A 26,397-nucleotide genomic window follows, 5' to 3' on the forward strand; every position below is an offset into this window, starting at 1 on the left:
TATCTACACAGATTGAGCAAAAAATGAACTAGCCAACTCTTTCATCCTGTTGATTTCCTCTGTCGTGTAAGTGTTGAATACTGTCCACTTCCCCTTTAGCGAGACAATTCAAAGCTAGAGGTTTCCAGTTGCCTCCGGTATTCAGCCGGAGGAATATTGCCTAAGCTCTCGTGGGTGCGCTCTTCGTTGTAATCGCACATCCATACCCAAGCCATGCTCGAGTGACTCATTCAAGAACTCGCGGTGAAATGACCCATTAAAACGTTCTACAAAGCCATTTTGTGGCTGGATATAAACCATCTCAATGACACCAGTCAGTTAGCTGGGACGATAACAGCTCTGGCCCATTATCCATTCGAAGCTGTTTTGGCAGACCTCGCTCCTGTTTTAAATGCTCTAAGGCACGCACTACGCCTCCTGCAGGCAAACTCTTATCCACTGCTATCACCAGACATTCTCGGGTGGATTCATCAAGAATGTTCAGTGTCCAAAAACGCTTGCCGCAGTATAGGCTGTCATGCATAAAATCGAGTGCCCATTGATAGTTCGTTTTATTCACCACATCTAATGGCGTAGCGATGCGAGCCGGTAATACGCGTTTTTGTCGCATTCGCTTGAAGCATTTCCAGAATCCTGCATTGGGTGACTTCTCAAGTACTGCATTCAGGGCATCGATGACATCGCTGTCGGCAATGCGCCAATCCTTGGGACTTCTGTAGTAGTTGGCCCGTCCCAAAAGCGTGAGTCGACACGCACGGGTGACACTAAGACCTGCAGCCACCAACATACATGCACAATCGCGCCTGCTGCTGACTACCAACCCTTTTTTCGAACAGCTCCTTCATGGCCTGGTTTTCTTAACTGACGTCTGCGAACATCTTTTTGAGCTTGGCATTTTCTGCTTCAAGCTCTTTGATTCGCTTGAGCTCAGAGGCGTCCAACCCGCCATATTTGGCTTTCCAGTTATAGTAGGTGGCGCTGCTAATCCCGTGCTAACGGCAAATATCATCGACCTTCAGGCCAGCATCCGCTTCTTTGATAATTGCGACAATCTGAGACTCAGTGAACCGTGACTTCTTCATGGTGATCTCGTGCTGTTATGTGGCAGAAATCTCCAGTTTAGACTGTCTCAGCATAGGAGAAGCGGACAAAACCTCAATGGTCTTCAGCTAACGAAATCATTTCCAACTACAAGTCTGAAAATTTTGCCAATAGTATTAATCCAACATTTAGCCAATAGTCCGTCACCCCAGTCAAATTAACACTCTGTAACGGACTTAAATATTAAATTGCCTTATCCAGTAACCCTAAGTTTTCGCTCGGACAGTCGGAATAGATTGAGTCCTGCTCATACTGCTGTCTGTTGGAAAGTACAAGTGTAGTTAGACTCGTTTTCATATCATCAACATCACCATTAGTGAGAAAATCTCCACCCCTTATATGGATAATACTTTCAGTTTCCATTCCATAGTCAGATACTACATAGCCATAAACGTCGATATACTTACCGATCATGCCTACTAACTCCTCTATATCGAAGCATGAGCCTTCAACTAATGTCAGCACAATACCTTGTTTAATCATATTTGCAATCTGTTGTACCTTGTCAATAATTTCCGTTGACCTATAGTCACTACCAGAAAGATAGACGATATTTTTTTCACAAGAGTCCTTATAAAGTGATGCAAGTATTATTAACCCTACTGGGGTAGCAGAGAAAAAGGACACTTGATATAGGTTAGTATCAATACCAGCGTCCAAGTCGTATATTAAAGGCGAACCGTCACATAATACTACAGCACGTTTCTTGCTGTCATCATTTGAAAAATCCCTTAGAATATTACTTACACAGATAATATTTTCGTTGAAATCTTTTCCATTATATTTAAAGGTTTCAATATACTTGTTATCCAAGCCTATCTCGGATAAGAAACTAGCGAAGCGATCATAGGCAATTATAACATCAGACTTCACTATCTCACTATGTGCCTCTTGTGTAATACCAGATTTAGGTGTAATCCCAACAAAAGATAGTTTTTTTATCTTACCAAAGTGTGCATTGTCACGTTTAAGTCCTTTGTATGATTCTGATTGGTATCGAATGCTACTGTATGGTATCCATACTGTAATAGGCTCATGTAAAGGTAAACTGTCGAAATTAATTACGTAGTATTCTTTCATCTCATCACAATCTATATAATTGTATGATATAAAAGTTACTTCTCTAAATGTTCTTTGAATTAGCTTCATACTAAAATAATCATTTACGATAGCGAAGCCACAAAATATTGGAGATAAGTGCTTCCCATTATAATCTAGACCTAGCCGATAGTTTTCCTTGATTGAATCAAGTGTCTTGAAGATATTATTTAATTTGTTCATAACTTCTTTTTAACTTTTTTATGTAATATTCATTGTTTTTGTTTCAATGCAGACACTTAAGTCAACGAGTACGAATGTTTTCAGCCAATAAGGATGTCTGGGAAGCTTTTTATCGATTGGAAGTGATAGACATACTTTGTTAGATACTATATCGCTTTTCACAAAATGATTTCTCACTCCAAACCTACCAACATCAGATAATAAAACTACAACTAGACTATTTTCTTTTAAGTTAGATATATTTGCAGTTAACTCTTCTCTATTAACTGAAATATTTGTTGAAAAACTGGAGTGTTCATTTGAATTTTCATTCTGTAATGAACAATTCCCGCAATAAGAAAAAACTCTATTGTTTTCGTAAACCACTTTATTAACTGAGGATGAGCATTCATTACAAATGTCATCAAAGCTATGAGTCAATTTAAAAGAGTGAAACATATTCTCATTTATTGAAACAACACCTTTGGAAGACTTCTTAATTAATTTATCAACCATTTCGTTCTGAATTTTTCTCACACGTTTTTCAAACAAAGACTGTATATTAAATAATGTATAGTCGAGATCATCTCTTATACAGCTTAACGCTTGCTTCTTGAGGTTTTTTATCTCATCAATGTAGCGACTCATTTCGTATACATCATTTTTTATAGTGCTGATACTAATACCTGCCACTGATTTCGTTTCAACGAGAGTTTGTAGTCCTCTAGATACTCTCTCTTCAAGTTTTCCAAGCTTTATCAGAATATCCTCATTCTTGTTTAAGTGCTCGACCAACTTTGGTGGATTAGAAATTCGAGTAAGAGGATCACCTACTATAAGCATTGACCTTTGCTCATGAGAACGGAGAGAAAACTCAGTATCATCCAGTGCTTTGTAAATCGGGTTTCCATTAATAAAACTGTTTACGAAAATTAGAGTTTGATATTCTGTACTATTATGGACTACTGGTGAGCCTATAAATGCCCTACATTTGGTATTACGCGAAAAATCTATTGCAGTATTAAAACCTGTCCCATGAGAATTTATAGAGTTACATGTATTTAAAAATAGCACCTCACTATTAATACTAGAACTATTTAATACAGTTCGAGGTGCGTAATAACACTGGCTAGAATTTTCGCAACTTAATGTAAGTTCTTCATTAGAGTCAAAACACGATGATTTAGAACATAAAACAACATTAGGAAGATATGTAGCATCAACTCTTCCATGTGATGTAATAGCTATGAGGTTATAGTTTCTTTTAAATAGTTCTAATGTTTCTATCTCCGATAACTTTTTCTCTTCGGAAACATACTTAAAATTTTCTGAAGTAACTTTTCGGTTTGAAAGCCTATCTATAACAAGGTTATCCTCATTAGCAGAATAACTTGGATCTGATATAATAAACTTAGAACAACTTTCTATAAACTTATATCCAATTGACTTATCGAGTTTTCTACTTAATTGTAAAATATCATATGCAGTGCACTGTCCTTCTTCTGCGATTATATACAGAGTATCAAATATCAGATCTATAGACTCTAACTCTTTAATTGATTTATAATAGACAATTGTTCTATCAGTCATATCCTCTACGACTGTACTGCTGGTCAGATTTACCACTAAACAGTTTAAAGTGCTATGACAATTCATTGAAACACCCAATAGCATTTTCTAGTTTACTTCTATAAAGAGTACTGTTCTGTGAACAAATACTTTTATAAAACAATGTTAGCATCAAATAAACATCTATAAGATATATATATATTCTACCTAATTCGTTTTTATTAGGTTTCCTGGTTAGATACTTATCTATTATTGATAGGTTTTCCTCAAAAGATATCAATCGAGCGATATCCATAAGTGGGTCTCCGACCAACGAATTACACCAGTCTATTACACCAACAATCCTAGAATTCTTACATAAAATATTTTCGTTTCTAAAATCGAGATGAAGTAAACTATCATCTTCACATCTAGAATTTAGGCAAGACAAAAGCTCTTGATAAATTGTAGCTATAGGATCTAAAGATGGACTATAGAGTTTGGATGCTCTGTCCATAAGTCGGTTTATAATATATTCATTAAATGTTGCTGTTGACCCTCTCGAGATCGATGCTACAACGCCACTAACCGGCAGAGCGTGTAACTTTATTAAATAGCTAATTTTTTCATCTATACTGCACGTCGAACCATCGCTCTCTATGTATTCCATTTCCAACATGAGTTTTCCTAGATTAGTTACTAATCTAGGTTGACTCGGCGAGAGTAAGCCTTTGCCCTCAAGAAAGTTCAAAATGTCATACTCTTGATTGTAGAGGTCTATATCCGTTACAAAGTCATCATTGCCATCCTTAACTTGTGCTGTTTTATGAACCTTGATAATCGTATGTTTCTCTTCGGAGAAGAATACATCAGCTTCGTAACCAGAAGACAAATACTTATAATCTTCATAAATTAATTCCATCATACCGTAACCTCACTATTAATTAGATGAGATACATCACCAACTTTCTTAATTGTAAAAAACACATCACCGAATTCATCATCATCGTGTGTATTGTGGATGATCATTTCCGTTATGGAAGCATTTGGTATCTCAGTAACACAGTTCACATTACAGCAACTACTTTTCCCATTAATAAAGTTAAGTAGCATGTTAATCCAAGAAAAATGACCAAAAATAGCGATCGTTTTACCATAGTTACTGTAGTCACTTGATATATGTTTTAAGAACGCTTCACACCTTCCCTGAACATCTTTTGGTGACTCTCCTTTTTCGGGTCTCTCTTCTGCTTTAATAATTCTACGTAATATATTTTTTTCTAATGTATCTTTAGTAAGTATCCGCCAATCCTTAAAGGTATGAGCTTCATTTAATAGACAGTCAATTTTCACTTTTAGACCAAGGTTTTTTAATAATAGTAAGGCCGTATTTTGAGTCCGAGATAGCTCCGAACAAAACACATCATCTACCTCATAGTGTTTTATGATATGCTGACATACTTCTATAGACTGATTCTCTCCAATATCTGTAAGTGAGGAATCAGCTGCAATCTCTTTGCCATAGTGTTCAGCATTTCCATGCCTAACAAAAACAAGTCTAATCGAAGATTTTGGTAGTTTATTGTGACCAATAACTAAGTCAGTCCTCATAGACAGGATCTTTAGCTCTAACCCCATATTTTAGATAGAAAAAAGGCTTCACTTATGATCTGATAATCGTCGCCAAACAAATAACCAGAATCAACCGTGAAGCCGATGACGATTATCTCTTTAAAAAAGCAACTGGTGCAATTCTTCGATGCCAGTTTTCTCGAAAAAACTGCAAGAAAGTGTGGTTTTACTCAGCGGGCCAGAGCAATTCAGCCTCAACAATTGGTACTCAGCCTTCTCGCGGCTTTGAGCAAGGGCAATTGCCACGCCATTGCCGACCTTCATCGCCAGTTCAACGGGATGTGTCTGAGTGAAAAGCAAAATGTGGCTTATAAGCCTTTTCATAACCAGTTGCGAAAAGATAGTTTTGCCGACTTTATGAAAGAGCTGGTCAAATTTGCAATAGTTCAGCTGTTCCAGAAGAGTTCGCGTTCAATGCCAGCAAATTTATCTCATTTCGACGATGTTATTCTGCAGGATGGCAGTTCTTTTCGAGTTCACGACGGACTTCGTGAGGTTTTTCCAAGCCGCTTCAAAAACTATCCTGCTGCGATTGAATGTCATATGACCATGTCGCTGTTTGACCAGTCACCAAAAACGATGACAGTAACGGCAGATACAGCATCTGAGCGGACGTACTTGCCCACACCTGGCAACCTAGAGAAAAAATTGCTTTTAGCCGATGCTGGCTATGTGGATTTTAGCTATTTCGAGCAACTTTCTCGTCATAACGGCCATTTTATCGTCCGTGGCGGTAAATCACTGAACCCAACAATTGTTAGTGCCCACAATGGCAATGGTCGGCGTTTACCAAGATTAATAGATATGAAACTCAAGGATATTAGCCGAAAAACTAACCGCTCCGAAGTTCTTGACCTGAGATGCAAGCGAGGAAAGTACGAGTTCCGGGTGGTGCGTCGATGGTTCGCTGAAGAAAAGCGTTTTTGTCTGTGGTTGACAAACTTGCCGACATCACAATTTTCAGCAGACGATATCATGGCGCTCTATCGGTGCCGATGGCAAATTGAGTTGCTATTCAAGGAGTTAAAGTCGCATACGAATTGGCGTCGTTTTGTAACGGCACAAAAAGCCATTGCTGAGGGGCTGATTTGGGCCAGTTTGCTAGCGCTGATTGTTCGGCGAAGTATTGCCATAACCAGCCTGCCGTCAGTATCTGTATTAAAAGCGGCAAAAAATGTTGATGTTTGGCTACTTCCAATATTGGAAAGCTTGATGCACCAAGCAAGGTCTGAAATATCAGGGCGACTGGAATGGGCTATGGTATATATATCAATGAATGCTCGCAAAGCAGCTCAGAGAAAATCCAAGAAAGACAGAACCTTAGATGGAATTTATGAAAAGCTTAATGCTTAAGGTCCTGTCTATGAGTCAGTCCTAGCCATTATTATAATCCCTTTATTTTTTGTCTGTTTATAATGTATTGTTTTAACTGAGTGTTTATTTCACTGCTAGCAGTTGAAAAGTCTAAGTTTACGGCATATGACTTGAAACCAAATTTTTTTTTGAATTGGCTTATTCCTCGCCCGAAATCTAGTACACCAACTTTTCTTGAAACTGATTCTTTGATTAGATGATCGTATAGCACATACGATGTCTTGTTCGTTCTCAATGTGTCCTGTTCAAAAGCTGCAAGCCATAAACAAATATAGTTATCATTTTCTAGAGTAATGCCTATACCAACTAAATCGCCTTCATGATCTGTACAGCATACCTTTTTAAATTTTTTACTCGATAAGATGTACCTCAATAGATTATCTGGAAGCATTTGTTCAGGCATACCTTTGCTACTCAAGTTTTGTTTAAGAAGCTGAACTATTTTTTGATCATATGCTGTTTCATAAGGCGATATGCGTACATAACTTTCCTTTACTGATTTTTTTATGTCATATCTTTGTTTTTTTTGACGAAAGAGTAGTTAGCGTCAGGGTTGATCAATATTGCTGTTTCATAAAAAGGAAGACCTCTTTCAGGCTCCAATGTTAAGTTTACAAAGATACGATCACTGTTACGTTCATCAGTCAGTTTTAATGTGGGTCCTGACCATAATAGAAATGGTGTGTTAACCAATAGTTTGTCAGCAAACTCAAAACCTTTAAATGCATACTCCGTATAGGGGCATCCATTTATCTTATAAAAACCACAATTTTGTTTTTCGCTCATTCTGTAGAAAGACATTATGTCCGACACAACATTCTCATCCATAAACGGATGATTCTTCGGTAACCTCACCACTTTCTTCCTTATAATTTTTAAAAAATATGATGCCAACTACCATTTCAAAAATGAAAAGCAGGGTATAAATATCAAAAGTATCGAACGTGGTGTATTTGAGTATCATTCCACTAAATACCGCACCGGATGAGAAAGCGATGGTCTCATACATTCTGAATTTGGCATTGAGAACATTAAGGTCCTCAATTTTGCAGAGATTTTGCTTTATATAGGATTCATTTACCATCCATCTCACAAAACCTATCCCCGCCAGTAACTGTGCGAACCCCAGCATTACATACAGTTCTGAGACTGACGTTATCAAAGTGCCCACAAATATCAGACATATTGAAATGAACATATCAAGCTTGGGAGTAAAAGTTAGATACTTAGAAAGAACAAAGTGATTTAGAATTACACCCATGGAGAAGAAGACCATTAAGAAGCCAAAGTCGATTTTGCTGAAGTTTAAACCACTTAATATATGTATCACATAAACTGAGGTGAACGCCCCGGTAAACATACTAATAGTGCAGCAGTACGTGAGGAGTGACTTGGCCTTAGAAGGTATCTTAAATCTTTCTGTTGTTTCATTGTTGGTTAGAGAACTTTTTTTCGGTGTTTCTATTGAATCCAAGGTTCTTCTAACTGGTGAGGAGAATAGAAATGAAACAACTACTAAGGCAAGAATAAGACCACTTAAGGTATTATCACTTGTGATTGTTAATATTAAAGCGGCTAAAGGTGGTCCGATGAAATCATTGCTAAGCGTCGTGGATACTTGAAGTTTCGAGTATCCTTGCTTTATTTCATCTTCGGACTTACACACTATCTTTGGTAGTGTACTAAATGTCGAATCGTAAATCAGTTCCATAAAGCTAAATAGAAAAACGATAGCACCGAAGACAAAGACGTTTACCATATCCATGAGAGATAAGAATAGCAAAACAAATAACACGAGAATTCTACAAATAGAGCTAATATATAAGCTATCGCTTAAGTTCTTTGTTAGATGTTCAATTTTGTATCCACATATTATAATCGATACCGGCCTCACTATTGATAAAAGTGTTATAATTAAGGGATCACTTGTGATCATATAAGAAATTAAAGGAATGGCGCCCATGAAAAGGCCATCGCCTAAATTGCTCAGCACAACTGGCGTTAATAATTTATTATTCATTTTTATTTCTTCATATAAATAGAAAAGTAAGTTTACTATTCACACTATCTACACGCAATTAAACATACTAGTTTAAAGTACTGTTTTTAAAGCAAATTTCTCTAATTTATAAAATTACTCACTAAGGTTGCTTATAAGATAATCAATCTGGTATTTGTTCGTATTAGCCATTGGTTTTGTCCGCTTCTCCTATGCTGAGACAGTCTAAACTGGAGATTTCTGCCACATAACAGCACGAGATCACCATGAAGAAGTCACGGTTCACTGAGTCTCAGATTGTCGCAATTATCAAAGAAGCGGATGCTGGCCTGAAGGTCGATGATATTTGCCGTTAGCACGGGATTAGCAGCGCCACCTACTATAACTGGAAAGCCAAATATGGCGGGTTGGACGCCTCTGAGCTCAAGCGAATCAAAGAGCTTGAAGCAGAAAATGCCAAGCTCAAAAAGATGTTCGCAGACGTCAGTTAAGAAAACCAGGCCATGAAGGAGCTGTTCGAAAAAAAGGGTTGGTAGTCAGCAGCAGGCGCGATTGTGCATGTATGTTGGTGGCTGCAGGTCTTAGTGTCACCCGTGCGTGTCAACTCACGCTTTTGGGACGGGCCAACTACTACAGAAGTCCCAAGGATTGGCGCATTGCCGACAGCGATGTCATCGATGCCCTGAATGCAGTACTTGAGAAGTCACCCAATGCAGGATTCTGGAAATGCTTCAAGCGAATGCGACAAAAACGCGTATTACCGGCTCGCATCGCTACGCCATTAGATGTGGTGAATAAAACGAACTATCAATGGGCACTCGATTTTATGCATGACAGCCTATACTGCGGCAAGCGTTTTTGGACACTGAACATTCTTGATGAATCCACCCGAGAATGTCTGGTGATAGCAGTGGATAAGAGTTTGCCTGCAGGAGGCGTAGTGCGTGCCTTAGAGCATTTAAAACAGGAGCGAGGTCTGCCAAAACAGCTTCGAATGGATAATGGGCCAGAGCTGTTATCGTCCCAGCTAACTGACTGGTGTCATTGAGATGGTTTATATCCAGCCACAAAATGGCTTTGTAGAACGTTTTAATGGGTCATTTCGCCGCGAGTTCTTGAATGAGTCACTCGAGCATGGCTTGGGTATGGATGTGCGATTACAACGAAGAGCGCACCCACGAGAGCTTAGGCAATATTCCTCCGGCTGAATACCGGAGGCAACTGGAAACCTCTTACAAAATGAGGCTCTACAAGAGTGTTAGTATGAAACTTTAGTACTCTCTCACAGTAAGACGGACACCCTTGTCTTAGCCCTAAGAATCAGGCGTCATTTATGGCGCCTGGATTCGTTTTCCGCTCCGCCCCGATCCCCAACGTCTATGATTGACTACAGAAGTGACGTTTTTATTTGCGAAATCAGACGTTTCGCTGCGCCCCTTCCGGTTTTGCATTGCACTTTGCAAAGCAAGATCCAGCGTTGCTGTTAAAGCGCTGAAAATCAGATAAAAAATAAAAACGCCAGAGTTGGCTGAAATTATGCTGGCCTAGAGTCAGTTTTGATTGCAGTTCTATTTGCAGTTCTGTTGCAGTGGTGGTGGAGGTATTGATGACAGATCCGAAATCGAAAATTGCCTCGCGGATTAAGGAAGCGCGGGAGTGGAAGGGACTGACACAGGTTCATATGGCCCAGCAGCTGGGGGTGGCACGACAAACCTATCTGGATTTGGAAACGGGAAAAACTGAACCCAAAGTGCGTTTGCTCTCAGCGATTTCAGAAATTACAGAGCGGCCGCTCACCTGGTTTGTTTACGGGGATGAGGGGCTGGAGATCCTGGAAAGCGAATACAAAGAAGAAATCGACCGGTTATTGCAGTATTTCAGTCGCCTGCCACATTCGGCCCGCAACGTGATTTTGCAGCAGAGTATTAATCTGGCCGGATTCATGGCGGAGTATACCCGGGCTTTGACGCAGAAGGATAAGCATTAGCACAAGTGAGTGCCTTGATGATATCGCGCATCAGCATGAGCCTTGAAGGTACTCTTGTTTAACTTTTGTTTATTAATTGTTTTGTTATCGTTTGGAATTGATTAAGATGTTTCTTGCTGTGCAATTTGTATCGTATGGAGGAAACATGAAATCAATTAAGTTGAAAATTTACAATTCATCTGAGCGTAAGAAGAATGTTGTGAACAAATTAGCTGGCACTGCAGGCCGTTGTTGCTGTGCTTGTATCATGCCACAGGGTTAAGCTGAGGCTATGGTTCATTCAATACCTGGATAAATGCATGTTTATTCAGGTATTTTTTATTTAACAAACAGATGAATGACATTTGACGTATGTATACAGACAGTTATTTTCTATCCCCCTCAGTTGTCATTACAAAAGTATCAGACAATAAAGTACAAATTGCTGATCATATCAATGAGTTTACGATTGAAGATCAAAATGCAGCATTTGATGAACTGATTCATCTGATACGCACAACAGGGTTTACGCTGACTGATTTGGAACAATCAGCACAACATGAAGTGATTCATGAAATTTTTTCATTCATGCTGTCATTTGGGTTCATTCAGCAGGGAAAAATCTTGAGTAAAGAAGCGCTGCATGCGGATATAAAGACGATACAGCTGATGAATACTCCAGATGACTTAAAATTAACTGCTTTGAATAAAAAATCTGTCAATCTATATGGCTCAGGTTATCTGTTTGAACGGGTTTATGATGAGTTGAATCGTATGGCGTATTCTATTCAGGATAATCCGAGTTCGGATAGATTGGAATCGTCTTTAATTGTCGTTTGCTCTGACAGTGATAATGTTTCATATTTTTCTGAATTAAATCAGCTTTCATTTGAAAAGGCGCTACCCGTATTATTCGCATCAATAGATAAATCTGATGTTAGGATTGGGCCTTTAGTCATTCCTGAACAATCAAGTTGTTATCAATGTCTTTTGAATAGAATGCTACCAAATATAAAGTATAAGCAAGAGTTTGATGGGAAGTTTAGCCAGAAAAATGTCATGTTGAAAAGGCAGGCGGAACCACAAATGTATGCTATGTATGCCGCTTTTCATGTGATCTCTCAAATCGTTAAATTCAATCATGGTGTGTTTGATTTGTGTTTATTGAATGAAGTTTTGGATGTAAATCTGATTGATTATGATTTGGATGTCAGACCTGTTCTTAGAGATCCTAAGTGTCAATGTTGTTACCAAAAACAACATCAATCTCCCAAAAAGGCCGCACGCGCATTAATTTAGTGATGATATTCATACATTATCCAGGGTATTAATCATAATATGAATTATCAACTTTCAAATCAGATCAAGCATGTCCTGAATCGCTTGGTTGATCAGAAAACCGGAGTCATCACGACATTAATTGAAGTTCCTTTACAGGCAACTGAGTCAGGAATATTTATTTTTTCTGCTCAGTGTACAGATATTAATGTGGTGAACGGCCATGAAAACTGGGTTGCACAGGAAACAATTTTAGCTTCTGGTGCCTCATTTGATCGGGAGCAGGCATTGTGGTCAACACTTGGTGAAGCTTGTGAACGGTATATGGGTTTTCAGTTTGATTTGACTGCACTGACTTGGGCCAACCAGGAACAACTTGGCAGGGATGCAGTGCCGCTGAACCATTTTGTTGGCTTTAGTGATTTACAGTATGCGCGTGATGACTTTCATTTTCGAAGCCCGGAAGAAAAAAAACATTTATTTTGGGTGAAGGGTCAATCACTGACGAACCCAGAGGAAAAATATTTACCTGCACAAAAAGTCTATCTTGGTTTTCCCAGTCATCAATACCATGAAGTGTTTTTTCCTCAAGTCAGTACGGGTCTTGCGGCTGGGAAAGAGATGACACATGCTGTTTTGGGGGGAGTGAAAGAAGTGATTGAGCGAGATGCTTTTAGCTGTCATTGGTTATTGCGCCGCTCACCCGAGCAAATTCCGTTGCAGCGAGTCTTTCAGAAAATCCCTGCGATTGAGCGTCTTATCGCTCATCGGGATTGTGATATCTTTTTACTCTCGATGTCCACTGAGATTTCTATCCCCTGTGTATTATGCGCAATCGTTCTTCCAGGAAAATCGGGCTTAGCTTTGGGTATGGCATGCAATGTAAACGGATTCGCTGCGATCGAAAAGGCGGTCGTTGAAGCATGTCACACGCTGAACTGGGTATTAGAGATGAAGCGAGATGGTTTAACAAGCGATGATCGGGAATCCGTGACGAATTTTGAGCAGCATGTGCGGTTTTATTTTGAACCAAAACACCATGAGAATCTCAGTTTTTTATTTTCTGGACCTGAGGTTTCCCCAGGCTGGTTTGAGGAACACGATCGTTCTTTTTCCGGTGAACGTGCAGAGCTGAATTACATTACTGACAAGCTCATATCCAATCAGGTGGATGCTTATTATGTTGATATAACGCAACCTGATTTTGCAGCATTAAATATACATACAGTTCGTGTCATTGCACCACAACTACAGCCTTTGCATGTTGGGTTCGGTATGGAATATTTGGATGAGAAAAGGCTGAGGCAATTTGCTGAATTTCACCGAATGGACTTTCCAAACGATATCAACTGTGAGCCTCATCCATTTCCTTAAGGAATGTTATGTCCCAGCTTAAGAGAAAATCAAAAATAATATTTCATGAATCGCACTGGGCTGATTCCTATGCGGCTTATTTTCACGAAAATACAAAATATACGCCAGCAGTACTCGCTAAAACACGGGCTCGTGTGAGTGAATATTTATCAGAACCTAGGTTTTTATTGGAAACAACGAGAAATCATAAGGAATATCTGAAAGAACGGGCGATTCAACTGCAGAGTTCAGAACCAAAACATCTGGATTTAAAGGCATTGATGGCGACTCGTCGATCGACTCGTACCTTTTCCGGCCAGTCAATATTATTGGATGAGGTTGTGAATCTGTTGGGGTGGTCTGCTGGCAGCTCTGGGATTCAATCTTTTCAAGGCATGGATCAACAAGACGTTGTTCATTTACGAAGTTATCCATCCGGAGGCGGTCTTTATCCCTGTGAAATTTATTTCATTGCCCTGAATGTTCAGGGGCTGGCGAAGGGTATTTATCATTATCAGACACAGACTCATGTACTTAATCCGGTGGCACATTTACCTGCTCCGACTGTATTGTCGGATGCATTTATGGCGCAAGATATGATTGATCAGATAGCAGGGATTGTCGTCATCACTTCTATTTTTGAGCGATGTTGTACCAAATATGGAGAGCGGGGGTACAGGCTGGCTTTGCTTGAGGCGGGACACATCATGCAGAATATCTTGCTGTCCGCAGAGGCACAGGATCTTGGCGCTCTAAGTTGGGGCGGCTTTATAGATAATGCTGTCAGTGAAATGCTTCATGTATCGGCCTTGGAAGAGCCACCTATTCATTGTGCTTTTCTGGGAGGTAAAGCCGTTGAAATTTAGTGGTATCACTCCCCAGCACATGTCACAAGCGTGGCTGGGGAGTGTTGTTATTGCGCCAGGAAAAACTTGTAGGCCGGATTTTCGGTTTCGTCTTTCCACTGGTAGCCCAGCTCACGCAGATGGCTGGTGAAGGACAGCAAATCGTGTTCTTCCAGTTCAAAGCCACATAACACGCGGCCATAATCAGCGCCATGGTTGCGGTAATTGAACAGGCTGATGTTCCAGTGCGTGCCCAGCGTGGTCAGGAATTTCAGCAGTGCCCCCGGATATTCCGGAAACTCGAAGCTGTACAGGCGTTCCTGAAGTGGCTTGGAAGGCCGTCCGCCGATCATGTAACGCACATGGACTTTCGCCATTTCATCATCAGACAGATCGACCACTGGATAGCCGCCCTTACGCAGATCCGTAATGATATTGTCCAGCTCTTCCTGACCTTGCAGTAACCGGACCCCGACAAACACATTGGCCAGCGTATCGTCGTTATAACGATAGTTGAACTCCGTGACGGCCCGTCCGCCCAGCAGGTGACAGAAATCGAGGAAAGCCCCCGGCCGCTCAGGTACAGTGACCGCCAGCAGCCCTTCCCGCTTCTCACCCAGCTCGCAACGCTCCGACACATAACGCAGGCCATGAAAGTTCAGGTTGGCACCAGACAGAATCGAGGCCAGTTGCTTGTCTTTGAGGCGGTACTGCTCGCTGTATTTTTTCAGGCCAGCCAGCGACAGCGCGCCGGACGGTTCGGCAATGGCTCGGGTATCTTCAAAGATATCTTTCACCGCTGCGCAAATCTCATCACTGCTGACGGTGATCACATCATCCAGATACTGCTGGCACAGCCGGAAGGTTTCATCCCCGATCCGCTTCACGGCGACACCATCGGCAAACTGCCCGACCTGATCCAGCGTTACCGGCTCGCCGGCATCCAGCGCCGCCCGCAGACAGGCGGAATCTTCGGCTTCCACGCCAATGATTTTAATTTCCGGCATCAGTTGTTTCAGGAGGACGGAAACGCCTGCCGCCAGACCGCCGCCACCGACCGGCACGAAGACATAGTCGAGATGGCCGTTTTGCTGCACCAGTTCAATGCCGATGGTGCCCTGCCCGGCAATGACGGCCGGGTGGTCAAACGGCGGAATGAAGGTATAGCCGTGCTGCTCAGCGAGCGCAATGGCGTGGCCTTTGGCTTCGTCAAAGTTACTGCCATGCAGAACGACCTGGCCGCCAAAACTTCTGACGGCATCGACCTTGATATCCGGCGTGGTTCGCGGCATCACGATAATGGCCTGGACGCCCAGTTGCTGGCCTGACAGCGCCAGCCCCTGTGCATGGTTGCCAGCCGAAGCGGCAATCACCCCGGCCTGACGCTGGGCTGCAGTCAGCTGGGCCATCATGTTGTAGGCCCCGCGCAGTTTGAATGAGTGCACCGGCTGACGGTCTTCGCGTTTGATCTGGATTCGGTTGCCAAATCGTTTGGAGAGCCGTTCCATGTCCTGTAACGGGGTGACCTGCGCCACCTCGTAAACCGGCGCACGCAGCGTCTCCCTCAGATAGTCAGCGCCGCTGAGAAAGGCCGCGGCACTGCCCTGTGTCACCTCACTCATCATCTTATCCTTCCAGTTTGGATTTATCCCGGACTGCACCTTTGTCTGCGCTGGTGGCCAGATTGGCATAAGCACGCAGGGCAAATGACACAGTACGCTGGCGATCCACGGGCTTCCAGCCGCGTGCATCGGCCGCTTCACGGCGCTTGGCCAGTGTGGCCTCATCGACTTTCAGGTCGATACTGCGATTCGGAATGTCGATGGCCACGCGGTCCCCGTCTTCAATCAGACCAATGGTGCCGCCGTTGGCTGCTTCCGGAGAGACGTGACCAATCGACAGGCCGCTGGTGCCGCCCGAGAAACGACCATCGGTGATCAGGGCGCAGTCCTTGCCCAGTCCCATCGACTTGAGATAGGTGGTTGGATACAGCATTTCCTGCATGCCCGGACCGCCTTTCGGACCTTCGTAGCGGATAATGACCACATCGCCCGCTTTGACTTTGCCGCCCAGAATGCCTTCTACGGCAGTTTCCTGGCTTTCAAACACCACAGCCGGACCTTCGAAAGTCAGGCAGCTTTCATCCACACCGGCGGTTTTGACGATACAGCCATCCAGCGCCATATTGCCGGACAGCACTGCCAGACCACCATCCTGACTGAAGGCGTGTTCTTGATTGCGGATACAGCCGTTGTCGCGGTCGTCATCCAGGGTGTCCCAGCGACAGTCCTGTGAGAAGGCCTGCGTGGTACGGATCCCGGCGGGACCGGCGCGGAAAAAGGAGCGTACAGCATCGGAATCGGTCTGTTTGATATCGTATTGTGTCAGCGCCTGAGCCAGCGTCATGCCCAGCACGTTCGGGACATCATTGTGCAGCAGTCCGGCCCGATCCAGTTCACCCAGAATGCCGTACACACCGCCTGCGCGGTGAACGTCTTCCATGTGATATTTCTGGGTTGAGGGGGCGACTTTACACAGGTGGGGCACCTTGCGTGACATCCGGTCGATATCATCCATGGTGAAATCAATCTCACCTTCCTGCGCGGCTGCCAGCAGGTGCAGTACCGTATTGGTTGAGCCGCCCATGGCGATATCCAGTGCCATTGCATTCTCAAAGGCTTTTTTGCTGGCGATATTTCGCGGCAGGACACTGGCATCGTCCTGTTCATAGTAGCGCTTGGTCAGACCGACAATGCGCTGACCTGCGGTAATAAACAGCTCTTTTCGATCGGCATGGGTGGCCAGACAAGAACCGTTCCCCGGCTGACTCAGGCCCAGCGCTTCTGTCAGGCAGTTCATGGAGTTGGCGGTGAACATCCCGGAACAGGATCCGCAGGTCGGACAGGCCGAGCGTTCGATCTGCTCGCTTTGCTCGTCTGACACTTTGGGATCTGCGCCCTGGATCATGGCATCGACCAGATCCAGTTTGAGGATCTGATCCGACAGTTTGGTCTTGCCGGCTTCCATCGGGCCGCCGGACACAAAGATCACCGGAATATTGAGGCGCATGGAGGCCATCAGCATCCCCGGCGTGATTTTGTCACAGTTGGAGATACATACCATGGCATCAGCACAGTGTGCGTTGACCATGTATTCCACGGAATCGGCGATCAGTTCACGGGACGGCAGGGAATAAAGCATGCCGCCATGGCCCATGGCGATGCCGTCATCCACGGCAATGGTGTTGAATTCTTTGGCAATCCCACCGGACTTTTCAATTTCGGCTGCCACCAGCTGACCAAGATCTTTCAGGTGGACGTGGCCCGGTACAAACTGGGTGAAGGAGTTCACAACGGCGATGATGGGTTTGCCAAAATCTTCATCTTTGACTCCGGTGGCACGCCACAGGGCGCGGGCACCGGCCATGTTGCGGCCGTGGGTGGTGGTGGCGGAACGATACTTAGGCATAACGTGAAATTCCTTTTTGAGCCGCCGGTTGCTGTTGGAGAAACCGGCGGGACATTGCTGTGTTTGCGTTCTTATAGTGTGGCTTATTTTTCGGCTGGGTAGACTGGATCCAGCCAGCCCCATTTGTCTTCGGTCTGGCCGTTGAACAGTCCGAAGAATGCAGCCTGAACTTTTTCGGTAATTGGGCCGCGTTTGCCCTCACCCACGGTGATCTGATCCACGCTGCGTACCGGCACGATTTCTGCGGCTGTGCCGGTCATGAAGATTTCATCAGCCAGATACAGCGCTTCACGGGCGATGTTTTCTTCGCGGATTGTATAGCCCATTTCGGTCGCCAGCGTCACGATCGCATCGCGGGTGATGCCCGGCAGAATGGCGCTGGTGGCGGGTGGTGTGGAAATCACGCCATTGCGGATCACAAAGATGTTTTCACCGGCCCCTTCGGAGAGGTAACCCCGTACATCGAGGGCGATGCCTTCGGCGTAACCGTGACGGCGGGCTTCACCGCCCACCAGCAGCGAAGACAGGTAATTTCCGCCTGCTTTGGCCGCGGTCGGAATCGTGTTCGGTGCAGCGCGGTTCCAGCTGGAAACCATGGCATCCACACCGCTGGCCAGTGCTTCCTCACCCAGATAAGCGCCCCAGGAGAAGGCCGCAATGATGAGATCCATTTCCGTTCCGTTTGGCGGACAAACCCCCAGACCGACGTTCGGGACATAACCCAGCGGACGGATATAAGCCGAGCTTAACTTGTTGGCGCGCAGGGTTTCGCGGCAGGCTTCCATCAGTTCGTCTACGGTGTATGGGATCGGGAAGCGATAGATTTTGGCGGAATCTTTCAGGCGCTCCATGTGCTCGCGGTGGCGGAAAACCACAGGGCCATTCGGTGTATCGTAGCAGCGGATCCCTTCAAAAACAGAAGTACCATAATGCAGAGCGTGGGTCAGGACGTGGACTTTCGCGTCCTGCCAGGGAACCATTTCACCGTTGAACCAAATGTAGTCTGCTGTGTTAGCCATTGTGTAATCCTTTCGTTATGCGCTGATTTGTTGTTTTTGTTGCTGCTCTAAAATGGTGACGCCAGTGACATCCCACAGCTTGTCCAACTGATTGTAGAGGGCAAGAATCGGACGCTCACTGTCGACCGTGACTTCAATGTCGACGGACGTACAGTCTTCACTATGCGCCATAGAAAACTGTTTTACCATGAAACCGCGATGGCGTGTGATCCGCAGAACACGTTCCAGCAGTTCAGGTCGGCTGGCGGCTTGGATCGTCAAAGTGTGCTGGGTCATACAGGTTCCTCCATCATGTCGTGGTTGGCACCACCGGGTGGAACCAGTGGCCAGACGTTATCAGCTTCAGAAATGGCAACGTGCAGCAGGTAGGCTGTGTCGCTTGCCAGCAGGGTGTCCAGCGCGGGACCAACTTCTTCCTTGCGCGTAATGGTTTGACCCGGAATGCCGAAGGCACTGGCCAGAGTCACAAAATCGGGGTTATCGGTCAGCGTGGTTTCGCTGTAGCGGCCGTCGAAAAAGAGTTCCTGCCACTGGCGAACCATGCCCAGCCGCTGATTGTCCAGCAGCACGATTTTCACCGGCAGGCCCAGACGGCGGATGGTGCCCAGTTCCTGCACGTTCATCATGAAAGAGCCATCACCGGAAACCAGAACCACCTGATCGTCCGGGCGGGACAGCTTGGCACCGATGGCTGCCGGGAGGCCGAAGCCCATGGTGCCCAGGCCAGCTGAAGTCAGCAGATTGTGTGGCTGACGATGCTGCATGTGCTGCGCCACCCACATCTGGTGCTGACCGACATCGGTGCTGATGACGGTTTGATCGTCCATTTTTTCGGACAGCTGTTTCAGCAGCAGCGGCGCATAAATCCGCTCGCCCGGATGATCGTAACGCCAGCCGTTCCCGGCGATCAGATCGGTGATGTGCTGTTGCCAGGGGCCAGCGACATCGGGCGGGCCAGTTGTGGCAGTACTGTTTTCAGATCGCAACGCAAGGCTGCATGAGCGCGGCGCAGTTTACCCAGCTCGGCCGGATCGATATCCAGATGAATGACTTTGGCATGCGGGGCGAATGTATCCAGTTTCCCGGTGACCCGGTCATCAAAGCGGGCGCCGACGGCGATCAGCAAATCGGATTCCTGGACGGCCAGATTGGCTGCTTTGGTGCCGTGCATCCCCAGCATCCCCAGATGATACGGATAGGCCGGATCGACAGCACCCAGTCCTTTCAGGGTGGAGACGGCAGGCATTTGGGTGGTCTGCAGGAAGTCTCTGACGCTGCTGACTGCATCTGCCAGCTGGACACCACCACCGACATAAAGGATTGGGCGCTGGCTGTCGGCAAGTAACTGCTGTGCCAGCGCAAAGTGTTCAGGATCGGTTGCGGGTAAATCGGGTGCGGCGTGCAGCGGGGCCAGCGGATGGTCGATGGTTGCGATCTGAACATCCTTGGCGATATCTACCAGAACCGGGCCCGGTCGGCCGCTCTGGGCGATTTCAAAGGCTTCGGCCAGCACGCCGGGTAATTCGTTCGGGTCCGTGACCAGAAAACTGTGCTTGGTGCAGGACAGTGACATCCCCAGAACATCGACCTCCTGAAAGGCATCGGTGCCGATCATCGGGCTGGCGACCTGGCCGGTCACCGCCACCAGCGGGACGGAGTCGAGCATGGCATCGGCCAGACCGGTGATCAGGTTGGTCGCTCCCGGTCCGGACGTTGCCAGACAAACGCCCACGGTATTGCTGGCTCTGGCAAAACCGATCGCAGCGATGGCTGCGCCCTGTTCATGGCGGCACAGCACGTGCCGGAGACCGCCGTCGTACAAGGCATCATAGATGGGCATGATTGCGCCGCCCGGATACCCGAAGACGGTGTTCACCCCTTGTTGCTTCAAGGCTTCTACTACTAACTCTGCGCCTGTCATCATGGCTCCCTGTTTTTGATGACCTTGGCCGGTTGCTGCGATTTTTGGTTTTGTGCAGTCTTTTCCCGGCTCAGGTATGAAAAAAGCCCCCGGACCTTTCGGTGCGGGGGCTTTTTCTGCGTGTGTTTGCGTTTTTGCTATTTTACGCCTGCCAGCCCCCGTCGCGGTGAAATAATCACCACGATGACGTTGATAATGAGGACCAGTAGGTTGACGTTTAATAGCATTGACTTGTCTGTCCGAAATTCTTGTATAGTTGTTGTGCGCCTTTAGTCTTATCACAGACTTTCGTCGCATGACAAGAAATTTGTTGTGGTTATTTTCGATTCGCTTTGGATATCTTGCAAACATTATGCTGCCTAAGTGCGGCTACCTAGTGATAACACACACAATTTAGATATTCAGGGGAAGAAAATGACACTGGCGATCGTTCATAGCAGGGCTTGTGTCGGTGTTGATGCACCGGCTGTTACCGTTGAAGTTCACCTCAGTAACGGCCTGCCAGCCGTCAATCTGGTCGGATTACCGGAGACCACCGTCAAGGAAGCAAGAGACCGGGTCAGAAGCGCGATTGTGAATGCCAATTTCGAATTTCCGGCCCGGCGGATCACGGTCAATCTGGCTCCGGCGGATCTGCCGAAAGAAGGGGGGCGGTTTGATCTGCCGATTGCTTTGGGGATTCTCGCAGCTTCCGGGCAAATTCCAGACAGTAAGCTGCACAATCATGAATTTTTAGGGGAACTGGCTTTGTCGGGCGAATTGCGTCCTGTCAAAGGTGCCCTGCCCGCTGCGCTGGCAGCCAAAGAGGCCAACCGCTGTCTGGTGCTGCCGGACGCCAATGGCGATCAGGCGGCGCTGGTGGGCCGCGACAAACACAAATCAGCCGCCAGTTTGCTGGCTGTCTGCGGGTACCTGTGTGGTCAGGAAGCATTGTCACTGCATTGCCGGGAACCGGGCCACCGAGAGGCGGTGAATCACGGACGGGACATGCAGGACATTATCGGTCAGCAGCAAGGGAAACGGGCGCTGGAGATTGCTGCCGCTGGGGGGCACAATCTGTTGTTTGTCGGGCCGCCCGGTACCGGCAAGACGATGCTGGCCTCACGCCTGCGCGATCTGCTGCCTGAAATGGCCGTGGAGGAAGCACTGGAAACTGCGGCAATCACTTCGCTGACGGCTCAGTCACTTCACGCGGGCAACTGGCGCAATCGCCCGTTTCGCGCTCCCCATCATTCCAGTTCCATGGCAGCGCTGGTCGGCGGCGGCTCCATTCCCCGCCCTGGTGAAATCTCACTGGCCCACAACGGTATTCTGTTTCTGGACGAAATGCCGGAGTTTGAGCGCAAAGTGCTGGATTCGTTACGGGAACCGCTGGAATCTGGCGAGATCGTGATTTCCCGAGCGACCAGCAAAACCACCTTTCCGGCCCGATTTCAGCTCATTGGAGCCCTCAATCCCAGCCCGACCGGCTACTACGAAGGCAGCCAGACCCGCACCAACCCACAGGCGATTTTACGCTATCTGGGGCGGCTCTCCGGCCCGTTGCTCGACCGCTTCGACATGTCGATTGAAATTCCGGCGCTGCCCCGTGGCACTTTGTCCCAAGGCGGCGATCGTGGTGAAACCACCGCGGTGATCACGGAACGCGTGGCTGACGCCAGAAACCGGATGCGACATCGCAGCGGTAAAATCAATGCCCTGCTGGGCACCCGCGAACTGGACGAGCACTGCGCGCTGGCCAAACCCGACGCAGAATTTCTCGAAGCCGCCCTGCACCAGCTCGGCCTGTCGATCCGTGCTTATCACCGGATTATCAAAGTGGCTCGCACCATCGCCGATCTGGCCGGAAAACCTGAGATTGAACGCGCCCATCTGGCCGAAGCCCTCGGCTACCGCGCCATGGATCGCCTGCTGAAGCAGCTCACGAGTCAGGTGGTGTGATTGTTGTGATTGGTCATGTTGGCAGTTGAAGTGCTGTGAGCGTTCAGCAAACTCTAGACAAAAAAAGAAGAGAGCTGATCGCTCTCTTCTTTGTCTTTTCAACAGACTTTATCTTAGTAGCAGGAGGGGGCCGCCATTATCGCCACCACAGGTCTGGAAGTTTCTTGATTTGTAACGGTGCTTAAAGCGGACTTCGATATCATCTAAAGCATCGATATCAATGATATCTCCAGTTCTGTCAGCGACTTTTACCGAGAGTCGCCATCCACTCGCAGCAACACTGCGTTCTTTAAATGAGAAAGTCGGATTTCGCATTTCATGCGTGTCAGGGCTATCTGTCTGTGTGATGTTCGCACTCATCTGTTGTCTGAAGCTGTCTGTAAATGTTAACTGGCCATTGGCATGATCCCAGAATCGAGTTGAGTAAGTGATGATTTCATCATCAATGCCAAACTCATCCATGGAAATTGAGCCAGTTTCTTTACTGCGCAGATAACTATTCCCGCCATAGGTCAGAAATGCCTGCGTTTTATCTTCATTTGAGACGACATAAGCGGTCGGAAGGTTAATTGAAATGGATTCAATTTTATCCAGATAGGTTCCCGCATCTGCCAGGCACAGAACATCCTTGTTTGAGGCAACAATCGGGCCTTGGAAGAAATTACTTCGCGGTAATTCCTTCATGGTACTGAATTCGACCGTCAGCCAGCTATCTGAACCGAAGCGCCGTGTCAGGCTGCGTAACTTCGTTTTGAAGGCCTCTTCGGCTGTCAGCATTTCACCTGTTCCGGCCGGCGATGGATACCATTGTGTGGTGCCCCGGATCGTATCAACGTAGCCAAAGGCATGTTCTTTCAGGGAGAAAGTATCAATGGCCTGTTGTGTACTGAGTATGCTGCGTTGGTTGTCAAAATCGATCAGACTCTGGTAAAAGCGGGTTAAGTCGTCGATCGTGTAGAGATGAAACAACGATGCTTTATTGAAACCATGGCTACGATCAATAAAGGGTTCCTGCCATTTATACTCAAGTGCGCCGACGGCATAGAACAGCCATTCCTGTAGTTTTGAAAAAGCTTTCTCTGCTTGCTCTGCTTCTGCGGTGAGGCGCGTGTAGTGGAGTGGATCAGCATAGTAGCGATCGAGCTGTTCGGCTTGATGCGCATTGAGCTGGGCTTTGACATGTTTTGCCTGATTCAGCAGGCCTGTCAGTCGGTCTGTCTCTTGCTGTAGTGCTGTCATCGAACGGGCAATATCCAGCTCGGCCGTTTTTTTCTCAAGCAAGAAACTTTTGATGCGAGCGTTTGAAGTGTTATCGAGCAGTGCTGCTTCCTGACTCATTAACGTCGCCCGTTCCAGGCCAGCGAGCGCAGATGCATAATTCTTCGCATCTTGTGTTTTCATTGATTTAATTTTGGATTCAAAATTTTCAGATGCTGCTAAGACATCATCCAGTTTGACGAAGCCATTGCCATCGATGAAATCAGACAGTATTTTGAGTTGCGCTTCCAGATCTTTACCCGTGGGATCTGGAGAATCTTTTTTATTCAGTAACAACTGCCGCAGTTTGAGTTGTTGTTGGCCAAATTGAACCACAATTTTTTCGAGTGCCTGAGTAATCCCCTTCTCTGTTGCCAATCGCTCTTCCTCAATGGCAACTGCAGCGTCGATATTTTGTAATTGTTGTTGTGCCCGGGCAATGTTCTGCTTTGCGCCTGTGATCAATAAGTATTGCTGGGCAATCTGGCTGCCAGCACGCTGGTTGTTGTTCAGCGTGCAGTGATCTACAGTTTTAGGATCGTAGGTGCAGCCGAGGAGCTGGAAGAGCTGATCATTGAGCTGGCGCTGTGTGACCTGATAGTTGGTTTTGAACTGGTCGCGATTGTGATTGTAAGTTGTATATTGGTTTGCCGCTGTGAGGCGTGCTTCTTTGGCCCGGGTCAGTGCACCTGAAGTCGGGTCTGCAATCATGGCTTTCAGCGCGTCAAAAGAGTCAAACACCGTATTGCCGTCAATCCCATACCCTTGCACCAGCAAAATGCTGTCCTCAGGAAGTCCAAGCAGGTTGGTTTCGCCGGTTAACCAGCTTGCTGCTGAGCCTAACGCACTGAGGTGGGTTTCCAGTGTCGCGATGGACTCTGGCAGACCAGAGGTCGTGGTGGCATTCTTGAGTACCTGCTCGCCAAACAATGTCTTCAGGGTCTGATCTTTTGCTTCGAGGGATTGGGTAAATGACTCCAGCTCTGCCTGAAGATCCGTAATGACAGTGGGATTGGTTTCGCCACTTTGTAGCGTCAGTTTGGCGACTGCCAGCTTTTGCTCTGCCAGCGTATTCATCAGGGTATACAGCATGGCGGTGTCTTTATAGCCTGTAAACAGTAACTCATTGCTGGCCACGGGGACGAACTGGCCACTACTGTCTACATAGCGCGGGCTGTTTAAACCACGTTGCGGCGTGAATTGCTTGAGAACCTCAGGATGGGTTTCAACCAGTTGCCAGTAATCATTGAGGGCGGTTTCCAGACGTTGTACGGCTGCCTTGCGGTATGTGAGATGATTGTCAGCCGAGGCATGATCATCTCTGACCCACTCAATTCGAGCCTGCTCGATATCCTGTCTGGCAAGAATGGCTTCCGCGACGGCACGATCATAATACACATCAAGCAGTAACAGCTTGAGACCGTCTAAATCATTGCGTTGTACAATTTTTTCGTTGAGGGTATGAATCGCTTCTTGAACGCGGTTCTGTTCGCTGCTTCCCCAAAAGAAATCGAACTGATTGTTTTTGAGGCGGTCGCTGACCGTGTTTTGGGTGTACATCAGATCCAGATAGCGAAAAGCGGCATCTTGCTGTTTTGCTTGATTGTAATAGAGCGATTCCACTACCTCTCCGATGGGATCAATGAATGTTGCGGGAAACTTATGTCCGGAAGGCTCCTTAGCAACTTTTCTAAAGCATGGCGGTAAGTGACGACTTATCATGTTACCAATGTCACAGATAGGTTTGGCTGGGATGCCAGTGTGTCTTATCACTTCATAATAAGTGCCATCATTTACTTGTAGCTTTTCTTTACCTTTTGTGTACTTGAACTCCCCCTTAAATCCACTGTTAAAAACCAGCCTTTCATTATAAACGGTATCATTATCCCATTTTATTGTTGGTGTGCGTGGTTGTTTGTGTTTAACAAAATAAAATGTATTGCTTATATCGTATTTTGTTGTTTTGTTTTTTGGATTATAACAATACCCTATATTGCCGTAGGTATATCCGCTTGGGCAAGAAAGATAGCCTGGTATCGTTATCTCTTTAGCGCATGTACCTATGGGGTATGCAGCACGCTCTTCAGTCTCTAGTTTAAATGAGTTTCCTGAATAAGAGTAGTCCGTTGGACTTTCACAACAATTGGTTTCTTTGTTCAGAGTATAGTTTTTGGGGCAAGAATGAGTCATGAACTCATTTCTTAAGTTCTCAATGTTTATTCCAAATTTTTGAGATTGAAATACGGTCTGCGCTTGAGCGTCCATCATGAATATCCCGGGTAAGGATATGATGGCAATTTTGAAGGTTAATTTCAGTGTTTTATTCATAAAGTTGACAGCCAGTGAAGATAAGGGGCGATGAAATAAAAAATAGGGGCAATTTTTTGCTTTATTTCTTTTTGTTGTCAATCTGGATATTGGATATTTCTTGATGT

Annotated in this window: 18 protein-coding genes and 3 pseudogenes; 7 read left to right on the forward strand and 14 right to left on the reverse strand. The window is 45.9% G+C overall.

Annotation, left to right across the window (positions count from 1 at the left end; genetic code table 11):
• Positions 1-95 precede the first annotated feature (95 nt).
• The 5 genes and pseudogenes from KDD30_RS15950 to KDD30_RS15970 form a co-directional block, all read right to left on the reverse strand.
• Positions 96-1,082 (reverse strand): annotated as a pseudogene (locus tag KDD30_RS15950) (transposase).
• Positions 1,083-1,284: 202 nt separating this feature from the next.
• Positions 1,285-2,382: a hypothetical protein gene (locus KDD30_RS15955; RefSeq protein ID WP_211646705.1), complete on the reverse strand. Its 1,098-nt coding sequence runs from the start codon at positions 2,380-2,382 to the stop codon at positions 1,285-1,287.
• Positions 2,383-2,400: 18 nt separating this feature from the next.
• Entirely contained in the window at positions 2,401-3,951 is a 1,551-nt protein-coding gene (locus KDD30_RS15960) for a hypothetical protein (protein WP_211646706.1), read from the reverse strand.
• Positions 3,952-4,003: 52 nt separating this feature from the next.
• Positions 4,004-4,834, reverse strand: coding sequence for an aminoglycoside phosphotransferase family protein (locus KDD30_RS15965; RefSeq protein ID WP_211646707.1), 831 nt, complete (start codon positions 4,832-4,834; stop codon positions 4,004-4,006).
• Positions 4,831-5,520, reverse strand: a complete 690-nt coding sequence (locus KDD30_RS15970) for a histidine phosphatase family protein (RefSeq protein ID WP_211646708.1) — start codon at positions 5,518-5,520, stop codon at positions 4,831-4,833. Before KDD30_RS15970 ends, KDD30_RS15965 begins: the two co-directional genes overlap by 4 nt.
• Before the next feature lie 105 nt (positions 5,521-5,625).
• Between KDD30_RS15970 and KDD30_RS15975 the strand changes: the two genes are divergently transcribed.
• On the forward strand, positions 5,626-6,894 hold the full coding sequence (locus KDD30_RS15975) for an IS4 family transposase (RefSeq protein WP_211646538.1): 1,269 nt from the start codon (positions 5,626-5,628) through the stop codon (positions 6,892-6,894).
• Positions 6,895-6,925: 31 nt separating this feature from the next.
• Here KDD30_RS15975 and KDD30_RS15980 read toward each other — a convergent pair whose 3' ends face one another.
• The 3 genes from KDD30_RS15980 to KDD30_RS15990 all read right to left on the reverse strand — a co-directional run bounded on the left by KDD30_RS15980 (position 6,926) and on the right by KDD30_RS15990 (position 8,935).
• A complete protein-coding gene (locus tag KDD30_RS15980) occupies positions 6,926-7,318 on the reverse strand; it encodes a GNAT family N-acetyltransferase (protein ID WP_211646709.1) in 393 nt (130 codons plus the stop codon).
• A gap of 101 nt (positions 7,319-7,419) precedes the next feature.
• Positions 7,420-7,743, reverse strand: a complete 324-nt coding sequence (locus tag KDD30_RS15985) for a hypothetical protein (protein ID WP_211646710.1) — start codon at positions 7,741-7,743, stop codon at positions 7,420-7,422.
• Positions 7,736-8,935 carry a hypothetical protein gene (locus tag KDD30_RS15990; protein WP_211646711.1) on the reverse strand — a complete coding sequence of 400 codons (1,200 nt, stop codon included), beginning with the start codon at positions 8,933-8,935 and terminating at the stop codon, positions 7,736-7,738. The genes KDD30_RS15985 and KDD30_RS15990 overlap by 8 nt, the downstream gene beginning before the upstream one ends.
• A 245-nt stretch (positions 8,936-9,180) precedes the next feature.
• Here KDD30_RS15990 and KDD30_RS15995 point away from each other — a divergent pair.
• From KDD30_RS15995 to KDD30_RS16015, 5 genes and pseudogenes are all read left to right on the forward strand, one after another.
• Positions 9,181-10,189: pseudogene (locus tag KDD30_RS15995) on the forward strand (transposase).
• Positions 10,190-10,520: 331 nt separating this feature from the next.
• The gene (locus KDD30_RS16000) at positions 10,521-10,901 is read left to right on the forward strand and encodes a helix-turn-helix transcriptional regulator (RefSeq protein WP_211646712.1); all 381 of its coding nucleotides are present in this window, start codon (positions 10,521-10,523) and stop codon (positions 10,899-10,901) included.
• A 351-nt stretch (positions 10,902-11,252) separates the two neighbouring features.
• Positions 11,253-12,179: a TOMM precursor leader peptide-binding protein gene (locus KDD30_RS16005; protein WP_211646713.1), complete on the forward strand. Its 927-nt coding sequence runs from the start codon at positions 11,253-11,255 to the stop codon at positions 12,177-12,179.
• Between the two features lie 39 nt (positions 12,180-12,218).
• A complete protein-coding gene (locus KDD30_RS16010; protein WP_211646714.1) occupies positions 12,219-13,532 on the forward strand; it encodes a YcaO-like family protein in 1,314 nt (437 codons plus the stop codon).
• An 8-nt stretch (positions 13,533-13,540) separates the two neighbouring features.
• Entirely contained in the window at positions 13,541-14,377 is an 837-nt protein-coding gene (locus KDD30_RS16015; protein ID WP_211646715.1) for a SagB/ThcOx family dehydrogenase, read from the forward strand.
• Positions 14,378-14,424: 47 nt separating this feature from the next.
• On the opposite strand, the gene ilvA is transcribed toward KDD30_RS16015, so the two are convergent.
• From ilvA to ilvG, 5 genes and pseudogenes are all read right to left on the reverse strand, one after another.
• Entirely contained in the window at positions 14,425-15,978 is a 1,554-nt protein-coding gene (ilvA, locus tag KDD30_RS16020; RefSeq protein WP_211646716.1) for a threonine ammonia-lyase, biosynthetic, read from the reverse strand.
• Between the two features lie 4 nt (positions 15,979-15,982).
• Positions 15,983-17,824 carry a dihydroxy-acid dehydratase gene (gene ilvD / locus KDD30_RS16025; protein ID WP_211646717.1) on the reverse strand — a complete coding sequence of 614 codons (1,842 nt, stop codon included), beginning with the start codon at positions 17,822-17,824 and terminating at the stop codon, positions 15,983-15,985.
• 83 nt (positions 17,825-17,907) lie between these two features.
• Positions 17,908-18,843: a branched-chain amino acid transaminase gene (locus tag KDD30_RS16030; protein ID WP_211646718.1), complete on the reverse strand. Its 936-nt coding sequence runs from the start codon at positions 18,841-18,843 to the stop codon at positions 17,908-17,910.
• Between the two features lie 15 nt (positions 18,844-18,858).
• Positions 18,859-19,119, reverse strand: coding sequence for an acetolactate synthase 2 small subunit (gene ilvM / locus KDD30_RS16035; RefSeq protein WP_211646719.1), 261 nt, complete (start codon positions 19,117-19,119; stop codon positions 18,859-18,861).
• Positions 19,116-20,764 (reverse strand): annotated as a pseudogene (ilvG, locus tag KDD30_RS16040) (acetolactate synthase 2 catalytic subunit). Before ilvG ends, ilvM begins: the two are co-directional and overlap by 4 nt.
• Before the next feature lie 414 nt (positions 20,765-21,178).
• On the opposite strand from ilvG, the gene KDD30_RS16045 reads away from it, so the two are divergent.
• Complete coding sequence (locus KDD30_RS16045; RefSeq protein ID WP_211646720.1) at positions 21,179-22,705, forward strand: YifB family Mg chelatase-like AAA ATPase; 1,527 nt, start codon at positions 21,179-21,181, stop codon at positions 22,703-22,705.
• Positions 22,706-22,813: 108 nt separating this feature from the next.
• Here the strand turns inward: KDD30_RS16045 and KDD30_RS16050 are convergent, their stop codons facing one another.
• Positions 22,814-25,585 (reverse strand): hypothetical protein, encoded by a 2,772-nt coding sequence (locus KDD30_RS16050; protein WP_211646721.1) that lies wholly within the window; start codon positions 25,583-25,585, stop codon positions 22,814-22,816.
• Positions 25,586-26,397 lie beyond the last annotated feature (812 nt).

The organism is Photobacterium sp. GJ3, assembly GCF_018199995.1.
Lineage (GTDB): Bacteria > Pseudomonadota > Gammaproteobacteria > Enterobacterales > Vibrionaceae > Photobacterium.

What these genes read in the sequence shown, in the direction of transcription:
- ilvD (WP_211646717.1), bottom strand. Translation starts at nt 17,824, where the DNA reads ATGCCTAAGTATCGTTCCGCCACCACCACCCACGGCCGCAACATGGCC.
- KDD30_RS15960 (WP_211646706.1), bottom strand. Translation starts at nt 3,951, where the DNA reads ATGACTGATAGAACAATTGTCTATTATAAATCAATTAAAGAGTTAGAG.
- KDD30_RS15970 (WP_211646708.1), bottom strand. Translation starts at nt 5,520, where the DNA reads ATGAGGACTGACTTAGTTATTGGTCACAATAAACTACCAAAATCTTCG.
- KDD30_RS15990 (WP_211646711.1), bottom strand. Translation starts at nt 8,935, where the DNA reads ATGAATAATAAATTATTAACGCCAGTTGTGCTGAGCAATTTAGGCGAT.
- KDD30_RS16010 (WP_211646714.1), top strand. Translation starts at nt 12,219, where the DNA reads ATGAATTATCAACTTTCAAATCAGATCAAGCATGTCCTGAATCGCTTG.
- ilvM (WP_211646719.1), bottom strand. Translation starts at nt 19,119, where the DNA reads ATGACCCAGCACACTTTGACGATCCAAGCCGCCAGCCGACCTGAACTG.
- KDD30_RS15985 (WP_211646710.1), bottom strand. Translation starts at nt 7,743, where the DNA reads ATGGATGAGAATGTTGTGTCGGACATAATGTCTTTCTACAGAATGAGC.
- KDD30_RS16005 (WP_211646713.1), top strand. Translation starts at nt 11,253, where the DNA reads ATGTATACAGACAGTTATTTTCTATCCCCCTCAGTTGTCATTACAAAA.
- KDD30_RS16000 (WP_211646712.1), top strand. Translation starts at nt 10,521, where the DNA reads ATGACAGATCCGAAATCGAAAATTGCCTCGCGGATTAAGGAAGCGCGG.
- ilvA (WP_211646716.1), bottom strand. Translation starts at nt 15,978, where the DNA reads ATGAGTGAGGTGACACAGGGCAGTGCCGCGGCCTTTCTCAGCGGCGCT.
- KDD30_RS16045 (WP_211646720.1), top strand. Translation starts at nt 21,179, where the DNA reads ATGACACTGGCGATCGTTCATAGCAGGGCTTGTGTCGGTGTTGATGCA.
- KDD30_RS15965 (WP_211646707.1), bottom strand. Translation starts at nt 4,834, where the DNA reads ATGATGGAATTAATTTATGAAGATTATAAGTATTTGTCTTCTGGTTAC.
- KDD30_RS15955 (WP_211646705.1), bottom strand. Translation starts at nt 2,382, where the DNA reads ATGAACAAATTAAATAATATCTTCAAGACACTTGATTCAATCAAGGAA.
- KDD30_RS15975 (WP_211646538.1), top strand. Translation starts at nt 5,626, where the DNA reads ATGACGATTATCTCTTTAAAAAAGCAACTGGTGCAATTCTTCGATGCC.
- KDD30_RS15980 (WP_211646709.1), bottom strand. Translation starts at nt 7,318, where the DNA reads ATGCCTGAACAAATGCTTCCAGATAATCTATTGAGGTACATCTTATCG.
- KDD30_RS16030 (WP_211646718.1), bottom strand. Translation starts at nt 18,843, where the DNA reads ATGGCTAACACAGCAGACTACATTTGGTTCAACGGTGAAATGGTTCCC.
- KDD30_RS16015 (WP_211646715.1), top strand. Translation starts at nt 13,541, where the DNA reads ATGTCCCAGCTTAAGAGAAAATCAAAAATAATATTTCATGAATCGCAC.